Here is a 22,208-nt window from a genome sequence, read left to right as displayed (position 1 = left end):
AGCGGCGCCCCGCGGGAACTCCCCGCGGGGCGCCGCTCGTTCCCTCTACAGCCACCCCGGCCCCGCGCAGCGGCAGCCTCCACCGGTGTCACGAACCGCGGAGCCGGCAGCACCTTGACAACAGCATCGAGGAAATCCGCGAAGACCCCCGCCCCCCCCCGGCGTCCCTCTGCGTCCCCTCGGGTCCCCGGTTTGTGGTCGGCTCAGAGTTCTCCCAGCTCGCTCGCGAACGGCGGCTCCGCCCCGGCCCGGGAGCAGGTGATCGCGGCCGCGCGCGCCGCGAACCGCAGCAGCCGCTGCCAGCCGTCCGGTCCCAGGGCGGCCAGGCCCCGCGCGGACAGCGCGTCCTGGGCGCAGAGCCCGTGCAGCAGGGCCGCGTTCACGGTGTCACCGGCACCGATGGTGTCCACGACATCGACCTTCTCACCCGGTACGGAGTACTCCGCGCCGTCCCGGGTGAGGACGGTGAGGCCGTCCCCGCCCCGGGTGAGCACGACGGCCGACGGCCCCGCGGCCAGCCACTCGCGCGGAGTGCCGCCCAGCCACTCGGCGTCCTCCTCTGACAGCTTCAGCAGCGTCACCGAGGGCAGCCAGCCCCTGAAACGCGCCCGGTAGGCGTCCGCGTCCGGGATCAGCCCCGCCCGGATGTTGGGGTCGAGTGCGGTGAACAGGCCCTGTGCGGCGGCGGCCCGCATCAGCTCCTCATAGGCGCTCGCTCCCGGCTCCAGGACGAGCGAACAGGTACCGAAGGAGACCGCGCGCGTGCCGGCGGGAAGCGCGGCGGGAGTGGTGAAGAGACGGTCGGCGGTGCCGTCGACGTAGAAGGAGTAAGAGGCCGAGCCACCGCTGCCGACGGTGGCGACTGCCAGGGTGGTCGGCTCCGGGCCACGCTGCACACCCGACAGCTCCACCCCGGCCCTCCTCAGCCCGTCGAGCAGGGCCTCGCCGAAGGCGTCGTGCGACGTCCGGGAGCAGAACGCGGTCGGGGAACCGAGACGGCCGAGGGCCACGGCCGTGTTGTACGGGCCGCCGCCGAGCGCCGGCTTCAGGTCCGCGAGGGCACCCGGGCCGTGCGGTACCAGGTCGATCAGTGCCTCACCGGCGACGACGATCACGAGGTTGTTCCCTTCTCGGACAGCGTGGAGCGTGCGGATGATGCGGCTTTGCCGGCCAGGCCGCCCGGCACCGGGCCGGTCCCTTCGTCCCGGTCTCTCTCCCGGCCCAGGTCCCCGGCCGGCTCCTCCGGGCAGCCGCAGGAGGTGCGGTGGACGAGGGCGCAGGGCAGCCGTACGGTCCGGGCAGGCCGGCCGGGCGTGACGAGCCGGTCCAGCAGCACCCGGACGGCCTGGGCGCCGATCTCCCTGCTGGGCTGGGCGACGGCGGTGAGCCGCGGGGAGAACAGGTCGGCCCAGGCGAAGTCGTCGAAGCAGCACAGGGCGATGTCGTCCGGCACGGCCAGGCCCCGCCGTCGCAGGGCGCGCAGGGCGCCGATGGTCATGGCGTTGTTGGCGGTGACGAGTGCCGTGGGCGGCTCGGGACGGGCCAGCAGGGCGGCCGTGGCCCGCTCGGCGCCGGACGACTCCGAGTTTCCGGACACCACCAGGTCGTCGTCATGGGGGAGGCCCGCCGAGGTGAGGGCCCGCCGGTAGCCGGCGATCCGCTCGGTCGTGGTGCTGAGCCCGGGCAGGCCGGCGACGAGGCCGATCCGCCGATGGCCGAGCGCGGTGAGATGGCCGACGAGCCGGGCCATCGGCTCGACGTTCTCGGCGCAGACCTGATCGGGGCCATCGCGGTTATCGGGGCCGACGCGGCCATCGGCCGCCTCCTCGCCACCCGTGAGCACCCGGTCCAGGAACACCGTGGGCACGGAGTGGCGGGCGAGGTAGTCCACGAGGGCGTGCGGGTCGGCGGAGGGAGCGACGATCATGCCGTCCACCCGGCGCTCGTGGAGCAGTTGGACGACCTTGCGCTCGTGCACGGGGTCGTCGTGCGGGTCGGCGATGAGCAGGCCGTAGCCGGCTTCGAGGGCCGCGGCCTCCACACCTTGGAGGATCTCCGTGAAGTACGGGTTGCTGATCGCCGACACCGCCAGACCGATGGAGCGGGTCCGGGAGGTCACCAGCGAGCGGGCGAGGGTGTTGGGCGTGTAGCCGAGGGCGTCGACGGCGTCCAGCACCGCCTGACGGGTGTGGGGCAGCACCGGGCGCGTGCCGTTGAGCACGTGGGAGACGGTCGCGACGGAGACACCGGCGCTCCGGGCGACGTCGGCCATGGTCGGCATCGGCGTTCCTCCCTGCGTCGCGACGGAGCCGTCGGCCCGGAAAGCTACCCCAGGCAGACGCCCCGCGTAAACGCTTGCGCAAGCGTTTACGCGCTCCGGTTCCACCCGTGTCGGCGGACCGCTCCCCTCCGTATCGGCGTACCGCCCGCCCGTGTCCGCCCGTATCCACCCCTCCCGCCGGAAGCCCGGCCGACTTGCCCCGGTATCGTGCGGCTCGCACGCCCCCGATCCGTGGAGTCCTGATGCCTGCCCGTTCGTCCGCGAGCCGTCGTACCGTCCTTCGAGGGGCCGCAGCGGCCCCGGTCGCCGGGCTCGGACTGGCCGCCTGCTCCGCCCCGGGCGGCGCCACGGCCGACGCCACCCCGACCGCGCCGGTCGACCTCGGCGCCGAGAACGAGGTCCCCAAGGGCGGGGCCAAGCTCTATCGCGACCGGAATGTGGTGGTCAGCCGGGACGCGAGCGGTGCCCTCAAGGCGTACAGCACCATCTGCACGCACGCGGGGTGCCCCATCAACAAGCTGCAGGGGACCACGCTGGTCTGCCCCTGCCACGGCAGCCAGTTCGACGCGGCGACCGGAAAGGTGGTCCAGTCACCGGCCACCGAGCCGCTGAACGAACTGCCGGTCAGGGCCACCGGGGGCAGGCTCATCGCCGGCCCCGGCGCCTGACTCACCGGCCTCCCCGGGACCGGCCTGCACACCGAGACCGGCCCACGCCCTCGGCGTCGGCCGGGGACCGGCCCAGGCCCCTCAACCGTCGCCCTGGGACCGGCCCACGCCCTCGGGCCAGCGGGGCCCGCGAGGACAGCCCGGCGCCCCGGGGACAGCCCGGCCCTCCAGGTCCGCCCCGGATCAGACGCTCACTCCCAGTCCCAGGTGATGCCCACCAGTCCCGGCCGGATCCTGGGCTCGACCACATGGACGCTGTGATGCGGCCCGGTGACCGGCAGCTCGTGCCGCCCGCTGCGCGGGGCCGCGGGCGAGTGCTGTGTGAAGCGATGGCAGCGGGCCGGCAGCGCGGCCCCGTCGAAGCGCACCTGGAGCGCGTACTGCCCGCCCGGGAAGCCGAACCGGTGGGCGTACTCCCGGCAGGCACCCGCCGTGCCGTCCTCGACGCCGTACCGGAAGAGGAAGGTGTCGCCGGCGCGCAGCCGGGTGCCGAAGAGCAGCTCGACCACCAGCACGCCGGTGTCCTGGTCCCGGCGCACCCGTCCGGTGCGGCAGTTGTCCAGGGCGTGCACCGTCATGGCGCGCGGGTCGCAGCCGGGGTCGCCGTGGTGCACGGCGACGAAGCGGTCGACGCCGTCACGGTGGGCCCGCACGATGTGGTGGGACTCGCGGCCCGCCAGTTCGCGGCGGGCGCCGATCCGCACGCGTTCGTGGTGGCCGAGGGTGTGCAGCCCGCCGTCGAGGGACCAGCCCAGGTCGGCCTGGAGCCGGGTCAGGGCGTCGGAGGCCTCGACGAGGGAGCGGTAGGAGCGGGCCGAGGGGCGACGGGCCGAGGCGGCCTCGTCGGCCTCGGCGAGCAGCCGGATCAGCGACTCGTCGGGCAGCCGGAGTATCTCCTCCAGGGCCCGGACGGCGCGCAGCGACTCCGGGCGCTGCGGGCGGCGGGCGCCCTGCTGCCAGTAACTCAGGCTGGTGACCCCCACCTTGACCCCGTGGCGCGACAGATGGTGCTGCACGCGCTGAAGCGGCAGTCCCCGGGCGGCGATCGCGGCGCGCAGCGCCACGTGGAAGGGGCCGCCCCGCAGGGCCAGGTCGAGTTGCGCGGCGGGGGCGTCCGCGTGCTCTGCTGTGGCGTGCCGCATGCACAGGGGCCTTTCTGTGAGGTTCACGGAGGCTGGTCGGACCGTCCGTGCGGGTGTGCGGGGCCACCCCCGTGGGCGTGGGAACGCCCTTTCTGCGCGCGCCGCGTCCGTACGCCGGCACGCTCGGCCCCGAGCTCCCCCGCATTGAAGCGTGTTGACCAGACCCCGACAACACCTCGGGCCGGGACACCGCTCAGTCCTGGCCGACCAGCGACCCCCGGCGCACGCACCCGGGCACGGTACGGTCACCGTCCGTGCCCGTCCGGGCGGGCCCGCGGGGGCCGACATGGCCGGAACTCCGCCCGTGGCCGACGCCCGGCCGGCGTCGTCCACGGGCCCGACGCGGTGTCGGCGCTCGCCAGTAGGGTGTGAGACATGGCCGACCCTTCCAGCTACCGCCCCAGGCCGGGTGATGTCCCGGACAGTCCCGGGGTGTACAGGTTCCGTGACGAGCACCGCCGGGTGATCTACGTCGGAAAGGCGAAGAGCCTGCGCCAGCGCCTGGCGAACTACTTCCAGGACCTGGCGAACCTGCACCCGCGCACCCGCTCGATGGTGACCACCGCCGCCTCCGTGGAGTGGACCGTGGTGTCCACGGAGGTCGAGGCGCTGCAGCTGGAGTACTCCTGGATCAAGGAGTACGACCCCCGGTTCAACGTCAAGTACCGCGACGACAAGAGCTACCCGTACCTCGCGGTGACGATGAACGAGGAGTTCCCGCGTGTGCAGGTGATGCGCGGTCACAAGAAGAAGGGCGTCAGGTACTTCGGGCCGTACGCGCACGCCTGGGCCATCCGGGACACCGTCGACCTGCTGCTGCGGGTCTTCCCGGTGCGCACCTGCTCGGCCGGTGTCTTCAAGAACGCCGCCCGCACCGGCCGCCCCTGCCTGCTCGGCTACATCGGCAAGTGCTCCGCGCCCTGCGTCGGCCGCATCACTCCCGAGGACCACCGGGACCTGGCCGAGGAGTTCTCGGACTTCATGGCGGGCCGCACGGGCACCTACCTCCGCCGCCTGGAGAGGCAGATGACGGAGGCGGCCGAGGACATGGAGTACGAGCGGGCCGCCCGCCTGCGCGACGACATCGAGGCCCTGAAGAAGGCCATGGAGAAGAACGCGGTCGTGCTCGCCGACGCCACCGACGCCGACCTCGTCGCCGTCGCGGAGGACGAGCTGGAGGCGGCCGTGCAGATCTTCCACGTGCGCGGCGGCCGGGTGCGCGGCCAGCGCGGCTGGGTGACCGACAAGGTCGAGGAGGTCACCACGGGTGCCCTCGTCGAGCACGCCCTGCAGCAGTTGTACGGCGAGGAGAGCGGGGACGCCGTGCCCAAGGAGGTGCTGGTCCCGGCGCTGCCCGAGCCCGTCGAGCCGGTCCAGGAGTGGCTGACCGGCCGCCGCGGGTCCAACGTCTCGCTGCGCATCCCGCAGCGCGGCGACAAGAAGGCGCTCATGGAGACCGTGCAGCGCAACGCCCAGCAGTCCCTCGCCCTGCACAAGACCAAGCGCGCCTCCGACCTGACCACGCGCTCGCGGGCGCTGGAGGAGATCGCCGAGGCCCTCGACCTGGACAGTGCCCCGCTGCGCATCGAGTGCTACGACATCTCCCACCTCCAGGGCGACGACGTGGTCGCCTCCATGGTCGTCTTCGAGGACGGCCTGCAGCGCAAGAGTGAGTACCGCCGCTTCCAGATCAGGGGCTTCGCCGGGCAGGACGACGTCCGCTCCATGCACGAGGTGATCACCCGGCGCTTCCGGCGCTACCTGGCCGAGAAGGAGAAGACGGGGGAGTGGACCGACGGAGCCGTCCCGGAGGACGTGCTCGCCGACGGTGAGCCGGTCATCGACCCCCTGAACGACGGTGAGCCGGTCCCCGACACCCTCAAGGACGACGACGGCCGGCCCAGGAAGTTCGCCTACCCGCCGCAGCTCGTCGTGGTCGACGGCGGGCAGCCGCAGGTCGCGGCCGCCCGGCGGGCGCTGGACGAGCTGGGTATCGACGACATCGCGGTGTGCGGTCTCGCCAAGCGCCTGGAGGAGGTGTGGGTGCCCGGCGAGGACGACCCGGTCGTCCTGCCGCGCACCAGCGAGGGCCTGTACATGCTCCAGCGCGTCCGGGACGAGGCGCACCGCTTCGCGATCACCTATCAGCGCACAAGGCGTGCCAAACGCTTCCGTTCCAGCCCCCTGGACGACGTGCCCGGCCTCGGTGAGACGCGGAAACAGGCGCTCATCAAGCATTTCGGCTCGGTGAAGAAGCTGCGGTCCGCCACAATCGAGCAGATCCAGGAGGTGCCCGGCATAGGCCGGAAGACGGCCGAGACCATCGCTGTGGCCCTCGCCCGGGCGGTTCCGGCCGCACCCGCCGTGAACACGGCGACCGGGGAGATCATTGACGACGAGGAACCCGACACGACCGGGGGTTCCTCGGGGGAGCCCGTGACCGCGGGCCCCCCGGACGAACGACGGGGGCAGGAGCCATGACCGAGCACGACGCACAGCGCGCAGCGGACCGAGAACAGACGGCCCAGGCCCAGGGGGAGCCACAGCAGGCGGTCGACGAAAACGGAGCACAGGTGAGTACGGACGTCACACCGGCCGGGGCCCCCGAGGCGGCCATCCCCGAGCTGGTGATCATCTCCGGCATGTCCGGTGCGGGCCGGTCGACGGCCGCGAAGTGTCTGGAGGACCTCGGCTGGTTCGTCGTCGACAACCTCCCGCCCGCCCTGATCCCCACCATGGTGGAGCTGGGCGCCCGCTCCCAGGGCAACGTGGCGCGGATCGCGGTCGTCGTGGACGTGCGCGGCCGGCGCTTCTTCGACAATCTGCGCGAGTCCCTCGCCGACCTCGACACCCGGGGTGTCACCCGCCGCATCGTGTTCCTGGAGTCCTCCGACGAGGCCCTGGTGCGGCGCTTCGAGTCGGTGCGCCGCCCGCACCCGCTGCAGGGCGACGGCCGCATCGTGGACGGCATCGCCGCCGAGCGCGAGCTGCTGCGCGAGCTGCGCGGCGACGCCGACCTGGTGATCGACACCTCCAGCCTGAACGTGCACGAGCTGCGCGCCAAGATGGACGCGCAGTTCGCCGGTGAGGAGGAGCCCGAGCTGCGGGCCACCGTGATGTCCTTCGGGTTCAAGTACGGCCTGCCGGTCGACGCCGACTTGGTCGCGGACATGCGGTTCCTGCCCAACCCGCACTGGGTGCCGGAGCTGCGGCCGTACACGGGCCTGAACGAGGAGGTCGCCGCCTACGTCTTCAACCAGCCCGGCGCCAAGGAGTTCCTGGACCGGTACGCGGAGCTGCTGCGGCTCGTCGCGGCCGGCTACCGGCGCGAGGGCAAGCGGTATGTGACCATCGCCATCGGCTGTACCGGCGGCAAGCACCGCTCGGTCGCGATGTCGGAGAAGCTCGCCGCGCGCCTCGCGGCCGAGGGCGTGGAGACGGTGGTCGTGCACCGGGACATGGGACGGGAATGACGGAACGTACACCGCGGCTGGGCAGGCTGCGCCGGGCGGTCCCGGAGGGCCGTTCCGGCCGCGCCGTGGGCGGGGCCCGGGCGCCCCGTCCGGCCGAGCGCCGGGCGGGCGGCCGGGCCCGCCGGCGCGGCGCCCAGCCCAAGGTCGTCGCGCTCGGCGGCGGCATGGGCCTGTCCGCCTCGCTCGCCGCGCTGCGCCGGATCACCGGTGACCTGACCGCCGTCGTCACGGTGGCCGACGACGGCGGCTCCAGCGGACGCCTGCGCGACGAGCTGGGCGTGCTGCCGCCCGGCGACCTGCGCAAGGCGCTGGCCGCCCTGTGCGGTGACGACGACTGGGGCCAGACCTGGGCCCGGGTCATCCAGCACCGCTTCCAGTCCAAGGGCGACCTGCACGACCACGCGGTGGGCAACCTGCTGATCGTCGCGCTGTGGGAGCAGCTCGGCGACCATGTCCAGGCCCTGGACCTGGTCGGCAAGCTGCTCGGCGCGCACGGGCGGGTGCTGCCCATGTCCGCCGTGCCGCTGGAGCTGCAGGCGCTGGTCAGGGGGCACGACCCGGAGCGCCCGGACGACGTGGACACGGTCCGCGGGCAGGCGACGGTGGCGCTCACGCCGGGGGAGGTGCAGTCCGTGCACGTCGTGCCGCACGACCCGCCGGCGGTGCCCGAGGCCGTCGCGGCGGTCCTGGACGCGGACTGGGTGGTGCTCGGCCCGGGCTCCTGGTTCTCGTCGGTGATCCCGCACCTGCTGGTGCCGGACCTGCTGGACGCGCTGACCGAGACCAAGGCGCGCAAGGTGCTCTCCTTGAACCTCGCCCCGCAGCCGGGAGAAACCGAGGGCTTCTCCCCGCAGCGTCATTTGGAGGTTTTGGGGCGACACGCCCCTAAACTCGCCCTGGACGTGGTGCTGGCCGACGAGGCCGCCGTGCCCGACCGCGACTCGCTCACCGAAGCGGCCAAGAGGCTCGGGGCCGCGGTCGAGCTGGCGCCGGTGGCCCGGACCGACGGAAGCCCCCGGCACGACCCGGAGCTGTTGGCCGCCGCGTACGACCGTATTTTTCGGATGCATGGAAGGATCGGCCCATGGCGATGACGGCAGCGGTGAAGGACGAGATCTCCCGGCTCCCCGTCACCCGGACCTGCTGCAGGAAGGCGGAGGTCTCCGCCATTCTGCGGTTCGCCGGCGGCCTTCACCTGGTGAGCGGGCGCATCGTGATCGAGGCGGAGCTGGACACCGCGATGGCGGCCCGCCGGCTCAAGCGGGACATCCTGGAGATCTTCGGCCACAGTTCCGAACTGATCGTGATGGCTCCCGGCGGTCTGCGCCGTGGTTCGCGGTACGTGGTGCGGGTGGTCGCGGGCGGTGACCAGCTGGCCCGCCAGACCGGGCTGGTGGACGGCCGCGGGCGCCCGATCCGGGGTCTGCCCCCGCAGGTGGTCTCGGGGGCCACCTGTGACGCGGAGGCGGCCTGGCGGGGCGCCTTCCTGGCGCACGGCTCGCTGACCGAGCCCGGCCGTTCCTCCTCCCTGGAGGTGACCTGCCCCGGTCCCGAGGCCGCGCTCGCGCTGGTCGGTGCCGCGCGCCGGCTGTCGATCGCCGCGAAGGCCCGCGAGGTGCGCGGGGTGGACCGGGTGGTCGTCCGCGACGGTGACGCGATCGGCGCCCTGCTCACCCGGCTCGGCGCGCACGAGTCGGTGCTGGCCTGGGAGGAGCGCCGGATGCGGCGCGAGGTGCGGGCCACCGCCAACCGGCTCGCCAACTTCGACGACGCCAACCTGCGCCGCTCGGCCCGTGCCGCGGTGGCCGCCGGTGCCCGGGTGCAGCGCGCGCTGGAGATCCTCGGCGAGGAGGTGCCCGAGCACCTCGCGGCCGCCGGCCGGCTGCGCATGGAGCACAAGCAGGCCTCGCTGGAGGAACTGGGCGCGCTCGCCGACCCGCCGCTGACCAAGGACGCGGTCGCGGGCCGGATCCGCCGGCTGCTGGCGATGGCCGACAAGCGCGCCGCCGACCTCGGCATCCCGAGCACCGAGGCCAACCTCAGCGACGAGCTGGCGGACAACCTGGCGGGCTGATCCGGACCCCCCGATCCGCCGGTGCCGGCGCCCGAACGGGTGGCCGGCACCGGCGTTTGCGTGTCCGTGAGGCGCTCTTGACTCGATCATGAGGTGACATGAGCCTGGCAACCTGTTCGCCGCTGTGGCGGACCACCGCAAGGGGGGTTCATGAGACACAGAGCGAGATCGATCCTCGCTGTCGGCACGCTCCTGATCGGGGGAGCGGCCCTTGCACCCGTCGCCCGCGCACAGAGCGGAAGCCCTTCTCCGTCCGACCCCGGCGTGGTCAAGGTCTTCCGCGCCGACATCACCCGTAAACAGGTCCCGCTGCTCCTGGCGGCCGGCCAGGACGGCCAGGAACTCGGCGAGCAGGTGACCGGCAAGGGCCGGAGCACCGTCGAGGTCTATCTGACCGACGAGCAGGCCGGGAAGCTCCGGCGGCGGGGCGTGCACCTCACCGAGCGCACCGTCTCGGCCAGGTCCGCGAAGCGCGTCGAGGGCGCCTCACAGGGCGTGTTCCGGCCGTACAGCGGAAGCGGCGGCCTGAAGGAGGAGATCCTCCGCACGGCTCGGGCCCACCCCGGCCTCACCAAGGTCGAGTCCATCGGCAGGACCGTCGGCGGCCAGGACATCCTCGCGCTCCGGCTGACCAAGGACGCCCGGAAGTCCAAGGACGGCTCCAAGCCGGCGGTGCTGTACATGTCCAACCAGCACGCGCGCGAGTGGATCACCCCGGAGATGACCCGGCGTCTGATGCACTACTACCTGGACGGCTACACGTCCGACAAGCGCGTGCGGCGGATCGTCGACTCCACCGAACTGTGGTTCGTGCTGTCGGCCAACCCCGACGGCTACGACTACACGTTCAAGGACTCCTCCACCCGCCTGTGGCGCAAGAACCTGCGGGACAACAACGGCGACGGTGTCATCGGCACCGGCGACGGGGTCGACCTCAACCGCAACTTCCCCTACAAGTGGGGCTACGACGACGAGGGCTCGTCCCCCAACCCCACCAGTGAGACGTACCGCGGCGCGACCCCCGAGTCCGAGCCGGAGACGAAGGCCCTGGACGGCTTCGAGAAGCGCGTCCGCTTCACCTACGGCATCAACTACCACTCCGCCGCCGAACTGCTGCTGTACGGCGTGGGATGGCAGGTCGCCACCCCGACCCCGGACGACGTCCTGTACAAGGCGCTCGCCGGCACCCCCGACAACCCGGCGATCCCGGGCTACCGTTCGCAGGTCTCCTCCGAGCTGTACACCACCAACGGCGAGGCGGACGGCCACGCCTCGAACGTCAACGGCATGGGAATGTTCACCCCCGAGATGTCGACGTGCGAGACCGCGTCGAACGTCGACCCGAACGACGCCTGGAACCCCGGCGACTGCCAGTCGGTCTTCAACTTCCCCGACGACGAGAAGCTGATCCAGCAGGAGTTCGAGAAGAACGTCCCGTTCGCGCTCTCCGTCGCCGAGACGGCCGCCCACCCCGACCGGCCGGCCTCACCGGTCGGCCTGAAGGCCGCCGACTTCACCCCGGCCGCGTTCGCCACCTCCTACGCGCGGGGCACGGACCAGCAGGTCTCCGTCGTCGTCCGCAAGGCGGTCCGGCACAAGGAACTCAAGTACCGCGTCGACGGCGGCCGTACGCACGACCTCGCGCTCAGGCGCTGGAGGGGCGGCAAGACGTACGGCGGCGAGGACGACCTCTACTTCGACGAGTACCGGGCGAAGGTGCCCGGCGGCAGGCCGGGCGACAAGGTCGAGGTGTGGTTCACCGGTGAGACCGGGCGCGGCGGACACGGCCGGAGGACGGCGAGCTCCCGCTTCACCTACACCGTCGCCGAGCGGCCCGCGGCCGACACACTGGTGGTCGCCGAGGAGGGCACGGCCGCCGCGCAGGCGCGGACGTACGCCCACGCGCTGCGCGCCGCCGGCCACCGGGCCGTCGTCTGGGACGTCGCCACGCAGGGCGCGCCCGACGCGCTCGGCGTGCTCGGCCACTTCCGGACGGTCGTGCACTACTCGGGCGCCGACGGTCCGGGCAACGCCACCCAGCTCCAGCTGCGCGCCTACCTCAACGAGGGCGGCCGGCTGATCGAGGCCGGCGAGCTGGCCGGCGGCAGCGTCGACCTCGGCGACGGCACGCCCTCGGACGACTTCAGCCAGTACTACCTGGGCGCCTACAGCCGTACCTCGACCAAGGGAGCCACCGGTTTCACCGGCTCCGGCGGCCTGGCCGGCTACACCGGCCCCCTCGGCGACGCGCCCGGCAACCCGCTGGACCGGGCCGGCACCTACGGCGTGACGTCGGACGAGCTGCCGGCCGCGACGTACCCGCAGTTCGCGAGCGCGGGGGCGGGGCAGTTCGCCGGCACGGTCAACCCCTACGGCCCGTACAGCGGCTCCTTCATGGCCGCCGCCGTCCACACCGACGACGCCTACAAGCGCCTGACCCGCACCGTCGACCTCACCGGGGTGAGTGCCGCCGACCGGCCCACGCTGAGCACCCGGCTGCTGTGGGACACCGAGCGCGGCTACGACCACGCGGTCCTCGAGGCGCACACGGTGGGCGGCGACGACTGGACCACGCTCCCGGAGGCGTCCGGCGCCACCACGTCGGCCGTGCCCGCCGAGTGCGGGGCCGGGTTCCTGATCCGCGAACACCCCTGGCTCAGGCACTACCTGACACTCGCGGACAACTCCTGCACCGCGAGCGGCACCTCGGGGGCGTGGCACAGCCTCACCGGCAGCTCCAGCGGCTGGCAGCGGGCGGACTTCGACCTGAGCGCGTACGCGGGGAAGTCGGTGGAGATCTCCCTCGCCTACATCACCGACCCGGGCAGCGGCGGGCACGGCGTGCTCGCCGACGACGCCTCCCTCGTCGTGGGCGGCACCGCGAAGGAGACCGAGGGCTTCGAGACGTCCCTCGGCGCGTGGCGCGTGTCCGGACCGCCCCCGGGCAGCCCGGCGGTCCTGAAGGACTGGACGCGCACCGGAACCCTCTTCCGCACCTACGGAGCCGTCACCACGAAGGACACCGTGCTCCTCGGCTTCGGTCTGGAGCAGGTGCCGTCGGCGGCCGATCGCGCCGCCCTGATGAGGAAGGCGTTCGTCTCGCTCGGCAGTTGAGACGAGCTGACTCGACATGTGAGCGGGACCCTCTCTCAACGGTGCGCGGAAACGGCACTCATCAGGTGAGCCGACCCGCTCACGAACGAGTGAAAACAACGTCGAAGGGCAGCGGCATTACATAACAAAGACCTGCGAAACGACCGCCGATCCGAGGTGGTCCGTACCCTACTGGCCGGTACGGACCGCCTGCCCTTTTATGCGGCATCTCGATGTCACTCCGGGGCACCCAGAGGGGTAGGGTCGGGGGTGGTCGGGGACATCCCAAATACAGCTCGCCGGCACCGCATGGCCGGCGTACCAACGAGGAGATCGGTTCGTGACGATCCGCGTAGGCATCAACGGCTTCGGCCGTATCGGACGCAACTACTTCCGCGCGCTGCTGGAGCAGGGTGCCGACATCGAGGTTGTGGCTGTCAACGACCTGGGTGACACCGCGACCACCGCCCACCTGCTCAAGTACGACACCATCCTGGGCCGCCTCAAGGCGGAGGTCACCCACACCGCCGACACCATCACCGTCGACGGCCACACCATCAAGGTGCTCTCCGAGCGCAACCCGGCCGACATCCCGTGGGGTGAGCTGGGCGTCGACATCGTCATCGAGTCGACCGGCATCTTCACCAAGAAGGAAGACGCCGCCAAGCACATCGCCGGTGGCGCGAAGAAGGTCCTCATCTCGGCCCCGGCCAAGGACGAGGACATCACCATCGTGATGGGCGTCAACCAGGACAAGTACGACCCGGCGAACCACCACGTCATCTCCAACGCCTCCTGTACCACCAACTGTGTGGCGCCGATGGCGAAGGTCCTCGACGAGAACTTCGGCATCGTCAAGGGCCTGATGACGACGGTGCACGCGTACACGAACGACCAGCGCATCCTGGACTTCCCGCACAAGGACCTGCGCCGCGCCCGTGCCGCCGCCGAGAACATCATCCCGACCACCACCGGTGCCGCCAAGGCCACCGCGCTGGTCCTGCCGCAGCTCAAGGGCAAGCTCGACGGCATCGCGATGCGTGTCCCGGTCCCGACCGGCTCGGCCACCGACCTCGTGGTGGAGCTCTCGCGCGAGGTCACCAAGGACGAGGTCAACGCCGCCTTCAAGAAGGCGTCCGAGGGCGAGCTGCAGGGCTACCTGACCTACACCGAGGACCAGATCGTCTCCTCGGACATCGTCGGCGACCCGTCGTCCTGCACCTTCGACTCCTCCCTGACCATGGTCCAGGAGGGCACGTCGGTGAAGATCCTCGGCTGGTACGACAACGAGTGGGGCTACTCCAACCGCCTCGTGGACCTCACGGTCTTCGTCGGCAACCAGCTCTGATCGGCCGCAACGGGCAGCCGATGCGTCAACGCAGGGCTCGGGCAGCGCAACGTCGCGCTGCCCGGGCCCTGACGTGCGTGCAGGCGGCCCCGGCCGACCTGCGAAGATCGAGCCTCGTAGGAACAAGAGCCCTCCTCAGGAGCCCACTCTCATGAAGACCATCGACGAACTTCTCTCCGCGGGCGTGGACGGCAAGCGGGTCTTCGTCCGTGCCGACCTCAACGTGCCGCTCGCCGACGGCGTCATCACGGACGACGGCCGCATCCGCGCCGTCCTGCCCACGGTCAAGGCGCTCGCCGAGGCCGGCGCCAAGGTGGTCGTCGCCTCCCACCTGGGCCGCCCCAAGGGCGCCCCGGACCCCGCCTTCTCGCTGCTGCCCGCCGCCGAGCGGCTCGGCGAACTCCTCGGCGCGCCGGTCGCGTTCGCCCAGGACACCGTCGGCCCCGCCGCCCACGACGCCGTCAACGGCCTCCAGCCCGGCCAGGTCGCGGTCATCGAGAACCTGCGCTTCAACGCCGGCGAGACCGCCAAGGACGACACCGAGCGCGGCGAGTTCGCCGACCGGCTGGCCGCCCTCGCCGACGTGTACGTCGGGGACGGCTTCGGCGCGGTGCACCGCAAGCACGCTTCCGTCTACGACCTTCCGGCCCGGCTGCCGCACTACGCCGGCTACCTGATCGCCACCGAGGTCGGCGTCCTGAAGAAGCTCACCGACGACGTCAAGCGCCCCTACGTCGTCGCGCTCGGCGGCGCCAAGGTCTCCGACAAGCTCGCCGTCATCGACCAGCTCCTCGGCAAGGCCGACCGGCTGCTCATCGGCGGCGGCATGGCCTACACCTTCCTCAAGGCCAAGGGTTACGAGGTCGGCATCTCCCTGCTCCAGGAGGACCAGGTCCCGGCCGTCACCGAGTACCTGGAGCGCGCCGAGAAGCAGGGCGTGGAGCTGCTGCTCCCCGTCGACGTCGTGGTCTCCCGGGAGTTCCCGGACCTGAAGACCAAGGCGCCGACCGAGAACACCGTGGTCGACGCGGACAAGATCCCCGCCGACCAGGAGGGCCTGGACATCGGCCCCAGGACCCGGGAGCTCTACGCCTCGAAGCTCGCCGACGCCGAGACCGTCTTCTGGAACGGTCCCATGGGCGTCTTCGAGCACCCCGACTACGCCGAGGGCACCAAGGCGGTCGCCCAGGCCCTTGTCGACTCGAACGGCTTCAGCGTCGTCGGCGGTGGTGACTCCGCCGCGGCCGTGCGTACGCTCGGCTTCGACGAGAAGGCATTCGGCCACATCTCGACCGGTGGCGGCGCCTCCCTCGAATACCTCGAGGGCAAGACGCTCCCCGGCCTCGCCGCACTGGAGGACTGACCTCGATGAGCACGCGCACGCCGCTGATGGCGGGCAACTGGAAGATGAACCTCAACCACCTCGAGGCCATCGCGCACGTCCAGAAGCTCGCCTTCGCCCTGGCCGACAAGGACTACGAGGCCGTCGAGGTCGCCGTCCTGCCGCCCTTCACCGACCTGCGCTCCGTGCAGACCCTGGTCGACGGCGACAAGCTCAAGATCAAGTACGGTGCCCAGGACATCTCGGCGCACGACTCCGGCGCCTACACCGGTGAGATCTCCGGTCCGATGCTGGCCAAGCTCAAGTGCACGTACGTGGCCATCGGCCACTCCGAGCGCCGCCAGTACCACCACGAGACCGACGAGATCGTGAACGCCAAGGTCAAGGCCGCCTACAAGCACGGTCTGACCCCGATCCTGTGCGTCGGCGAGGAGCTGGACGTCCGCGAGGCGGGCAACCACGTCTCCCACACCCTCGCCCAGGTCGAGGGCGGTCTGAAGGACCTCCCGGCCGAGCAGGCCGAGACCGTCGTGATCGCCTACGAGCCCGTCTGGGCCATCGGCACCGGCAAGGTCTGCGGCGCCGACGACGCCCAGGAGGTCTGCGCGGCCATCCGCGGCAAGCTCGCCGAGCTGTACTCCCAGGACGTGGCCGACAAGGTCCGCATCCAGTACGGCGGCTCCGTGAAGGCCGGCAACGTCGCCGAGATCATGGCCAAGGCCGACATCGACGGCGCCCTGGTCGGCGGTGCCTCGCTGGACGCCGACGAGTTCGTCAAGATCGTGCGCTTCCGCGACCAGTGATCAGGTCCGTGAGTAGGCGGTAGCGACGATACGTCGTACTCTTGCGGGGGCACAGCCATGGTGCTGTGCCCCCGCAGTCCATCCGAATCCGAGGAAGTTGGTCCAGCCGTGGTTTTGGGGTTCTCGATCGCCCTGATCGTCTTCAGCCTGCTGCTGATGCTGCTGGTGCTGATGCACAAGGGGAAGGGCGGCGGCCTGTCCGACATGTTCGGTGGCGGTATGCAGTCCTCCGTCGGCGGTTCCTCGGTCGCCGAGCGCAACCTCGACCGCATCACCATCGTCATCGGTCTGCTGTGGTTCGCGTGCATCGTCGTCCTCGGCATCCTCATGAAGACGAACAGCTGACCGACACGTCGCGCACACGCTCGATCCGTACGTAAGGCCCCATGTCCGGTACGCGCCCCAGGGCGCGGCCTATCATGGGGCTTGCGTCTAGGTGCGGGGGCTGTAACTCCGCACACTGGACGCGCGTTGGGCCTTACGTAGACTGAGGCGCTCGCGGCGAAGCGGAACGCCGACTCGCTTCGCGGCACCATCACGCAGGGAGTTACGACCGTGGCAAGTGGCAACGCGATCCGGGGAAGCCGGGTCGGAGCGGGGCCGATGGGCGAGGCCGAGCGTGGCGAGTCCGCGCCGCGTCTGCGCATCTCCTTCTGGTGCTCCAACGGGCACGAGACGCAGCCGAGCTTCGCCAGCGACGCGCAGGTCCCCGACACCTGGGACTGCCCGCGCTGCGGCTTCCCGGCCGGCCAGGACCGGGACAACCCGCCGGACCCGCCGCGCACCGAGCCGTACAAGACGCACCTCGCGTACGTACGGGAGCGGCGCAGCGACGCGGACGGCGAGGCGATCCTCGCCGAGGCACTCGCCAAACTGCGCGGCGAGATCTAGGACTTCACCGGCCGGGTGCCCTCGGGTGCCCGGCCGCCGCCGTCCCGCACGCAGCCCCGGCCGACGCCGGCGGCGGGGCGTGGCCCTGGCACGCTTCGTGCTGCCGGCGTGCCCGCATGCCCGCCCCGGGCTGCCCGCCGTCCTGATCCTGCGCCGTTCGACGGCCCGCGTCTCCGCCGGGCGGCACGCCCCTCGGCCTGCACCCGGCCTGCCCGGCGCCCTCCGCGGCCTGCGCCCCGCTTCTGCCCGGCGACCCCGTGCGACTCTTCGGCTCGCGCCCCGGGCCGGCCGGGCGAGCCGCGTCCCCGGGCGCCCGCCCGTTCCGCACCGTGCTGACACCGGCGCGTCAGCCGGACGTACCTCTTGTCGCCCGCACCGACGGCGTCACCACCGCTCGTCACCGGCCCTGATCAACTAGGTTGGGACCGGCAGTGGGGCACGGGACACAGCAGGACAGGCGCAGGAAAGAAGGCTGAAGTCGGATATGAACGCAGACGGCCGTACCAGGCTCAACCAGACGCCCGAGTGGACCGCTCTCGAGAAGCACCGCGAGGAACTGGCCGGGACCGGGCTGCGGGACCTGTTCGCCGCCGAGCCGGGGCGCGGCAGCGGGTACACCCTGCAGGTCGGTGACCTGCACATCGACTACTCCAAGCACCTCGTCACCGACGAGACGCTGCGGCTGCTGCGCGAGCTTGCCGCCGCGACGGACGTCTTCGGTCTGCGGGACGCCATGTTCCGCGGTGAGAAGATCAACGTCACCGAGAACCGGGCGGTGCTGCACACCGCGCTGCGGGCCGCGCCCGGCGCGGTGGTCGAGGTCGACGGCGAGAACGTCGTACCGGCCGTGCACGCCGTGCTGGACAAGATGGCCGGCTTCGCCGAGCGGGTGCGCTCCGGCGAGTGGACCGGCCACACCGGCAGGCGCATCAGGAACGTCGTCAACATCGGCATCGGCGGCTCCGACCTCGGCCCGGCGATGGCCTACGAGGTGCTGCGCAGCTTCACCGACCGCGACCTGACCGTCCGTTTCGTCTCCAACGTGGACGGCGCCGACCTGCACGAGGCCACCCGCGACCTGGACCCGGCCGAGACGCTGTTCATCGTCGCGTCCAAGACGTTCACCACCATCGAGACGATCACCAACGCGACCTCCGCCCGCTCCTGGCTGGTGGACGCGCTCGGCGACGAAGCGGCCGTGGCCAAGCACTTCGTGGCGCTGTCCACGAACGCGGAGAAGGTGTCGGACTTCGGCATCGACACGGCCAACATGTTCGAGTTCTGGGACTGGGTCGGCGGCCGCTACTCGTACGACTCCGCGATCGGTCTGTCCCTGATGATCGCGATCGGCCCGGACCGCTTCCGCGAGATGCTGGACGGCTTCCGCCTGGTCGACGACCACTTCCGCACCGCGCCCGCCGAGGCCAACGCCCCGCTGCTGCTCGGGCTGTTGGGTATCTGGTACGACAACTTCCACGACGCCCAGTCGCACGCGGTGCTGCCGTACTCGCACTACCTGTCCAAGTTCACGGCGTACCTGCAGCAATTGGACATGGAGTCCAACGGCAAGTACGTGGCGCGGGACGGCAAGCGGGTGGAGTGGCAGACCGGGCCGGTGGTCTGGGGCACGCCCGGCACCAACGGGCAGCACGCCTACTACCAGCTCATCCACCAGGGCACGAAGCTGATCCCGGCGGACTTCATCGGCTTCGCCGAGCCGGTCGCCGAGCTGAGCGGTGAACTCAAGGCCCAGCACGACCTGTTGATGGCGAACTTCTTCGCCCAGACGCAGGCCCTCGCCTTCGGCAAGACGGCCGAGGAGGTCCGCGCGGAGGGCGTGCCGGAGGAACTGGTCCCGCACAAGACGTTCCCGGGCGACCGGCCGACGACGACGATCCTCGCCCGCGAACTGACCCCGTCCGTCCTCGGCCAGCTGGTCGCCCTCTACGAGCACAAGGTGTTGGTGCAGGGTGCCGTCTGGAACATCGACTCCTTCGACCAGTGGGGCGTGGAGCTCGGCAAGGTCCTCGCCAAGCGCGTCGAACCCGCCCTGACCGAGGGCAAGGAGGTCCCCGGCCTGGACACCTCCACGCAGGCCCTGGTCGCCAAGTACCGCGAGCTGCGCGGCCGGGCCTGACCCGGCTCCCGGTGCGGCCCGGCCCCCGACCGGGCGGGGCCGCACCGGTCCCGGCCCGCTCGGCCGTCCGTCTCCCGCCGGCCCGGCGCCGCCTCGCGGGCGCCGCGCCCGCGTCAGGACAAGCGCTCGGCGTGCCCGCGGACCGTCGGGACACCGCGCCTGCGCCGCCCCGGCTTCCGGCCGGCCCTCGCCCCGCGGTCACCGGTACGACCGCACCGGCCCGCGAAAGCCCGGAGGAGCCGCCTCGGGCCGGCCTTTGACACACCGGCCGACTCGGCCCTCGACCCGGCCGCCACACCCGTGCGGCGCACCCCGCCTGGCCACCGCCCCCCGCTGCGCGTACCCCGCCTCTGCACGGCCCCCGGCGCGCACCCCAGCTCCGCGCCGCCGCGCGCGGCACCGCGCCTGCTCGCGGCACCGCGCCCGCTCACGACACCCCGGTGGACGGCCCGAAGAGCGGCGCCCCGGAGGCGACCTGACGGTGGCGGGCGGGGCTCCTCACGCGTAGGGGCTGTCGGCGCCCGCGGCCGGGGGCGGGGCAGCAGCCGACCGGGCAGAGGAGGCCCCAGCTCACCTCGGCGGGCGGCACCTAACCGGTGCAGACCAGCCCCGGCTTCTTCAACGCCGTCCAGCCGCGCCCGCTCACGACGCCCGCCCGCTCACGACACCGCGCTCAGCGTGTCCGCCAGGCGGCGGCGGGCCGCGCGGGACGCGGGGAGGGCGGAGAGGGCCGCCGCGCCGAGGACGGCGCCCGTGCCCAGCAGCAGGAGCAGGGCGGGGGAGGGGGACTGGGCGATGCCGGCGCCGATGCCGCTCGAACCGCCCTGCGCGTCGATCAGCCGGTGGGCCAGCGGCAGGCCCAGCACCGTGGCGGCGACGGCGGCCGCGAGCGCCGTGCAGGTCGTCGCGGTGACGGTGATCGCGGTGATCTGCCGCGGTGACATGCCGATCGCCCGCAGCGCCAGCACGTCCCGTTCGCTCTCCCGTACGGTGCCGCCGATCGCGGTGAGCAGCTCGACGAGCCCGATGAGGGCGAGCACGGCGATCAGCGCGGTCACCACCCCGCGCAGCGGCGAGAGCCCGTCGGCCGGGTTCGTGACCGGGTGCACGTCCAGGTGCCCGTGGCCGGCCCGGGTCAGGGCGGAGGCCACCCGCCGCGGGTCGGCGCCGGGGCGCAGGCGGAGCTGGTAGAAGGCGGGGGACAGGTGCGCGTCGTTCTCCCGCAGGGTGTCCAGGGAGGTCGTCACGACCCGCCCGGCGTTCTGCGGCTCGATGCTGCGGCCCACGATGTGCAGGATCTGCGGCCGCTCTCCCACCGTGATCCGCACCCAGTCCCCGACCCGCGCGTGCACCAGGTCGAGCATGCCCTGGCCGGCCACCGCCTCGTCGGGACCGCGGGCGGCCCGGCCCTCGGCGAGGGTGTACGGGTAGGGGTGGGCCCGGGTGCCGAGGCCGCGCAGGGCGACCGTCCCGGTCTGTCCGGGGAGCAGCGCGGCCAGCTCGACGCCCGGGTAGGCGGCGCCGACCCCGGGGTCCGCCGCCAGCAGGGCCCGGACACCGGCGTCGCCCAGGTCGCCGTCCGAGCGGACCGAGAGCGCCGCCGGCAGGCCCACGCGCCCGGGACTGCTGTGGAACCGGTCCAGGGTGGTCCACGCGCTCATGGCCACCACCATGAGCAGCAGTGGCAGCGTCAGGCGGGCCACGCCGGCCAGTGAGCGGCCGCGCCCGGCGAACGCCTTGTGGCAGCCGAGCACGAGCGCGGCCGGCAGCCGCAGGCCCAGCGCGCTGCGGGCGACGGCGGTGAGCCGGCCGCCCGCCGGGGCCGCCGGGCGGGGCACCGGCACCGGCGGCACCCGGCCCGCCCGCCAGGCGGCGAGCCCCGTGGTCACGCCGATGAACAGCACCGCGCCGACCGGCACGGCGGACAGGGTCACGGTGTGCCCGGGCAGCCCCTGCCACACCCCCACCGCGTCGCCGAGCCGCCCCGGGACCCGGTTGCCCAGGCCCTCGGTGAGCGCGGCCGCGGCCACCGCGCCGAGCGCCGCGAACGCCAGGTGCTGGAGCAGGAAGATCCGCACCACCTGGCCGGGCGTGAAGCCGATCGCCTTGAGCACCGAGATGTCCCGCAGGTGGCCGCGGATGCGGGTGCCGATCGCCCCGTGCACGGCGAAGCCGGCGGCGGCCAGGGCGCCGAGCCCGAACAGGCCGAGCACCTGTCCGAGGAGCCGGTTCTCGCCCTGGGCCGCGGCCCGCTCCTGTTGCCAGGTGGAGACCTCGCCGACGGTGCCCGCGCCGAGCACCGTGACGGCGCGCTGCACCGCGTAGTCGGTGTCGCCCGGGTCCTTCAGGCGCAGCCCGGTCACCCGGCCGGCGTCGGCGCGCACGGCGGGGGGCAGCGCCCAGACCAGGCCCGGCTGGGCTCCCGGGCTGTAGCCGGGCTCGGCGCTGTCGGCGATGCCCTCCACGGTCAGGGTGCGTGCGCTGCCGGGCAGGGTGAGGGTGTCGCCGGGCTCGGCGAGCAGGGCCCGGGCCAGGCGGCTCTCCAGGACCACGCCGTCCGGCTCGGCCGGGTCCAGCCAGTGGCCGACGGTGACGAGCGGCCGGCCGACGGTCGGCAGGTCCGGGGTGCCGCGCAGCTCGACGGCGGCCCGGGTGCCGCGAGCGGCGACGGTGGTGGACTCCGTCCGGTAGGGGCCGGCGACGGACTCGACGCCGTCCAGCCGGGCGAGCTCGCGGACGTCGGTGGAGGCGGCGGTGTGGATCCACACGTGCGCCCCGTGCGCCTCGGTGAAGGTCCGCTGCCAGGGGTTGGTGGCGTAGCCGAACAGCGCGGCCGCCAGCAGCAGCGAGGCGACGATGCCGGCCGTGGCGAGCGTGATGAACAGCGCCTCGCCGCGGTGCGTGCGCAGATCGGAGTGGGCCCAGCGGAGGGTGGCGCGCACGGCCTCAGCCCCCG

General features: G+C 72.6%; 16 protein-coding genes. 12 read left to right on the top strand and 4 right to left on the bottom strand.

All coding sequences use genetic code 11. The features are described 5' to 3' along the window. Positions 1-203 precede the first annotated feature (203 nt). Together B446_RS10135 and B446_RS10130 are read right to left on the bottom strand one after the other, a co-directional pair. Entirely contained in the window at positions 204-1,115 is a 912-nt protein-coding gene (locus B446_RS10135; RefSeq protein ID WP_020939333.1) for a carbohydrate kinase family protein, read from the bottom strand. Next, positions 1,112-2,281, bottom strand: coding sequence for a LacI family DNA-binding transcriptional regulator (locus B446_RS10130; RefSeq protein ID WP_020939332.1), 1,170 nt, complete (start codon positions 2,279-2,281; stop codon positions 1,112-1,114). The genes B446_RS10135 and B446_RS10130 overlap by 4 nt, the downstream gene beginning before the upstream one ends. 242 nt (positions 2,282-2,523) lie before the next feature. On the opposite strand from B446_RS10130, the gene B446_RS10125 reads away from it, so the two are divergent. Then, positions 2,524-2,949, top strand: a complete 426-nt coding sequence (locus B446_RS10125; protein ID WP_020939331.1) for a Rieske (2Fe-2S) protein — start codon at positions 2,524-2,526, stop codon at positions 2,947-2,949. Positions 2,950-3,140: 191 nt separating this feature from the next. On the opposite strand, the gene B446_RS10120 is transcribed toward B446_RS10125, so the two are convergent. After that, the gene (locus tag B446_RS10120) at positions 3,141-4,091 is read right to left on the bottom strand and encodes a hypothetical protein (protein ID WP_020939330.1); all 951 of its coding nucleotides are present in this window, start codon (positions 4,089-4,091) and stop codon (positions 3,141-3,143) included. Positions 4,092-4,466: 375 nt separating this feature from the next. On the opposite strand from B446_RS10120, the gene uvrC reads away from it, so the two are divergent. The 11 genes from uvrC (at position 4,467) to pgi (ending at position 19,252) form a co-directional block, all read left to right on the top strand. Beyond that, on the top strand, positions 4,467-6,572 hold the full coding sequence (uvrC, locus tag B446_RS10115) for an excinuclease ABC subunit UvrC (protein ID WP_052352140.1): 2,106 nt from the start codon (positions 4,467-4,469) through the stop codon (positions 6,570-6,572). After that, positions 6,569-7,564, top strand: a complete 996-nt coding sequence (gene rapZ, locus B446_RS10110) for an RNase adapter RapZ (RefSeq protein WP_020939328.1) — start codon at positions 6,569-6,571, stop codon at positions 7,562-7,564. Before uvrC ends, rapZ begins: the two co-directional genes overlap by 4 nt. Next, entirely contained in the window at positions 7,561-8,658 is a 1,098-nt protein-coding gene (locus tag B446_RS10105; protein ID WP_020939327.1) for a gluconeogenesis factor YvcK family protein, read from the top strand. The genes rapZ and B446_RS10105 overlap by 4 nt, the downstream gene beginning before the upstream one ends. Continuing rightward, positions 8,649-9,638 (top strand): DNA-binding protein WhiA, encoded by a 990-nt coding sequence (gene whiA, locus B446_RS10100; protein WP_020939326.1) that lies wholly within the window; start codon positions 8,649-8,651, stop codon positions 9,636-9,638. Before B446_RS10105 ends, whiA begins: the two co-directional genes overlap by 10 nt. A 150-nt stretch (positions 9,639-9,788) precedes the next feature. Next, positions 9,789-12,752 (top strand): M14 family metallopeptidase, encoded by a 2,964-nt coding sequence (locus B446_RS10095; protein WP_043475222.1) that lies wholly within the window; start codon positions 9,789-9,791, stop codon positions 12,750-12,752. Positions 12,753-13,071: 319 nt separating this feature from the next. Continuing rightward, on the top strand, positions 13,072-14,079 hold the full coding sequence (gene gap, locus B446_RS10090; RefSeq protein WP_020939324.1) for a type I glyceraldehyde-3-phosphate dehydrogenase: 1,008 nt from the start codon (positions 13,072-13,074) through the stop codon (positions 14,077-14,079). A gap of 151 nt (positions 14,080-14,230) precedes the next feature. Continuing rightward, complete coding sequence (locus tag B446_RS10085; protein WP_020939323.1) at positions 14,231-15,442, top strand: phosphoglycerate kinase; 1,212 nt, start codon at positions 14,231-14,233, stop codon at positions 15,440-15,442. A 5-nt stretch (positions 15,443-15,447) separates the two neighbouring features. Beyond that, positions 15,448-16,224 (top strand): triose-phosphate isomerase, encoded by a 777-nt coding sequence (gene tpiA, locus B446_RS10080; protein ID WP_020939322.1) that lies wholly within the window; start codon positions 15,448-15,450, stop codon positions 16,222-16,224. 108 nt (positions 16,225-16,332) lie between these two features. Then, positions 16,333-16,569, top strand: a complete 237-nt coding sequence (secG, locus tag B446_RS10075; RefSeq protein ID WP_020939321.1) for a preprotein translocase subunit SecG — start codon at positions 16,333-16,335, stop codon at positions 16,567-16,569. A gap of 210 nt (positions 16,570-16,779) precedes the next feature. Beyond that, a complete protein-coding gene (locus tag B446_RS10070; protein ID WP_003957010.1) occupies positions 16,780-17,115 on the top strand; it encodes an RNA polymerase-binding protein RbpA in 336 nt (111 codons plus the stop codon). Between the two features lie 484 nt (positions 17,116-17,599). After that, complete coding sequence (pgi, locus tag B446_RS10065) at positions 17,600-19,252, top strand: glucose-6-phosphate isomerase (protein ID WP_020939320.1); 1,653 nt, start codon at positions 17,600-17,602, stop codon at positions 19,250-19,252. A gap of 659 nt (positions 19,253-19,911) precedes the next feature. Here the strand turns inward: pgi and B446_RS10060 are convergent. Beyond that, positions 19,912-22,194 carry an FtsX-like permease family protein gene (locus B446_RS10060; RefSeq protein ID WP_020939319.1) on the bottom strand — a complete coding sequence of 761 codons (2,283 nt, stop codon included), beginning with the start codon at positions 22,192-22,194 and terminating at the stop codon, positions 19,912-19,914. Positions 22,195-22,208 lie beyond the last annotated feature (14 nt).

Origin of the sequence: Streptomyces collinus Tu 365, assembly GCF_000444875.1 — a bacterium.
GTDB classification, from domain to species: Bacteria; Actinomycetota; Actinomycetes; order Streptomycetales; family Streptomycetaceae; genus Streptomyces; species Streptomyces collinus_A.
This window is presented reverse-complemented; position numbering and strand designations above follow the sequence as displayed.

Coding starts and splice junctions, on each gene's coding strand:
- B446_RS10130 (WP_020939332.1), bottom strand. CDS start 2,281: ATGCCGACCATGGCCGACGTCGCCCGGAGCGCCGGTGTCTCCGTCGCG.
- rapZ (WP_020939328.1), top strand. CDS start 6,569: ATGACCGAGCACGACGCACAGCGCGCAGCGGACCGAGAACAGACGGCC.
- B446_RS10095 (WP_043475222.1), top strand. CDS start 9,789: ATGAGACACAGAGCGAGATCGATCCTCGCTGTCGGCACGCTCCTGATC.
- uvrC (WP_052352140.1), top strand. CDS start 4,467: ATGGCCGACCCTTCCAGCTACCGCCCCAGGCCGGGTGATGTCCCGGAC.
- B446_RS10125 (WP_020939331.1), top strand. CDS start 2,524: ATGCCTGCCCGTTCGTCCGCGAGCCGTCGTACCGTCCTTCGAGGGGCC.
- B446_RS10105 (WP_020939327.1), top strand. CDS start 7,561: ATGACGGAACGTACACCGCGGCTGGGCAGGCTGCGCCGGGCGGTCCCG.
- B446_RS10120 (WP_020939330.1), bottom strand. CDS start 4,091: ATGCGGCACGCCACAGCAGAGCACGCGGACGCCCCCGCCGCGCAACTC.
- whiA (WP_020939326.1), top strand. CDS start 8,649: ATGGCGATGACGGCAGCGGTGAAGGACGAGATCTCCCGGCTCCCCGTC.
- pgi (WP_020939320.1), top strand. CDS start 17,600: ATGAACGCAGACGGCCGTACCAGGCTCAACCAGACGCCCGAGTGGACC.
- B446_RS10085 (WP_020939323.1), top strand. CDS start 14,231: ATGAAGACCATCGACGAACTTCTCTCCGCGGGCGTGGACGGCAAGCGG.
- tpiA (WP_020939322.1), top strand. CDS start 15,448: ATGAGCACGCGCACGCCGCTGATGGCGGGCAACTGGAAGATGAACCTC.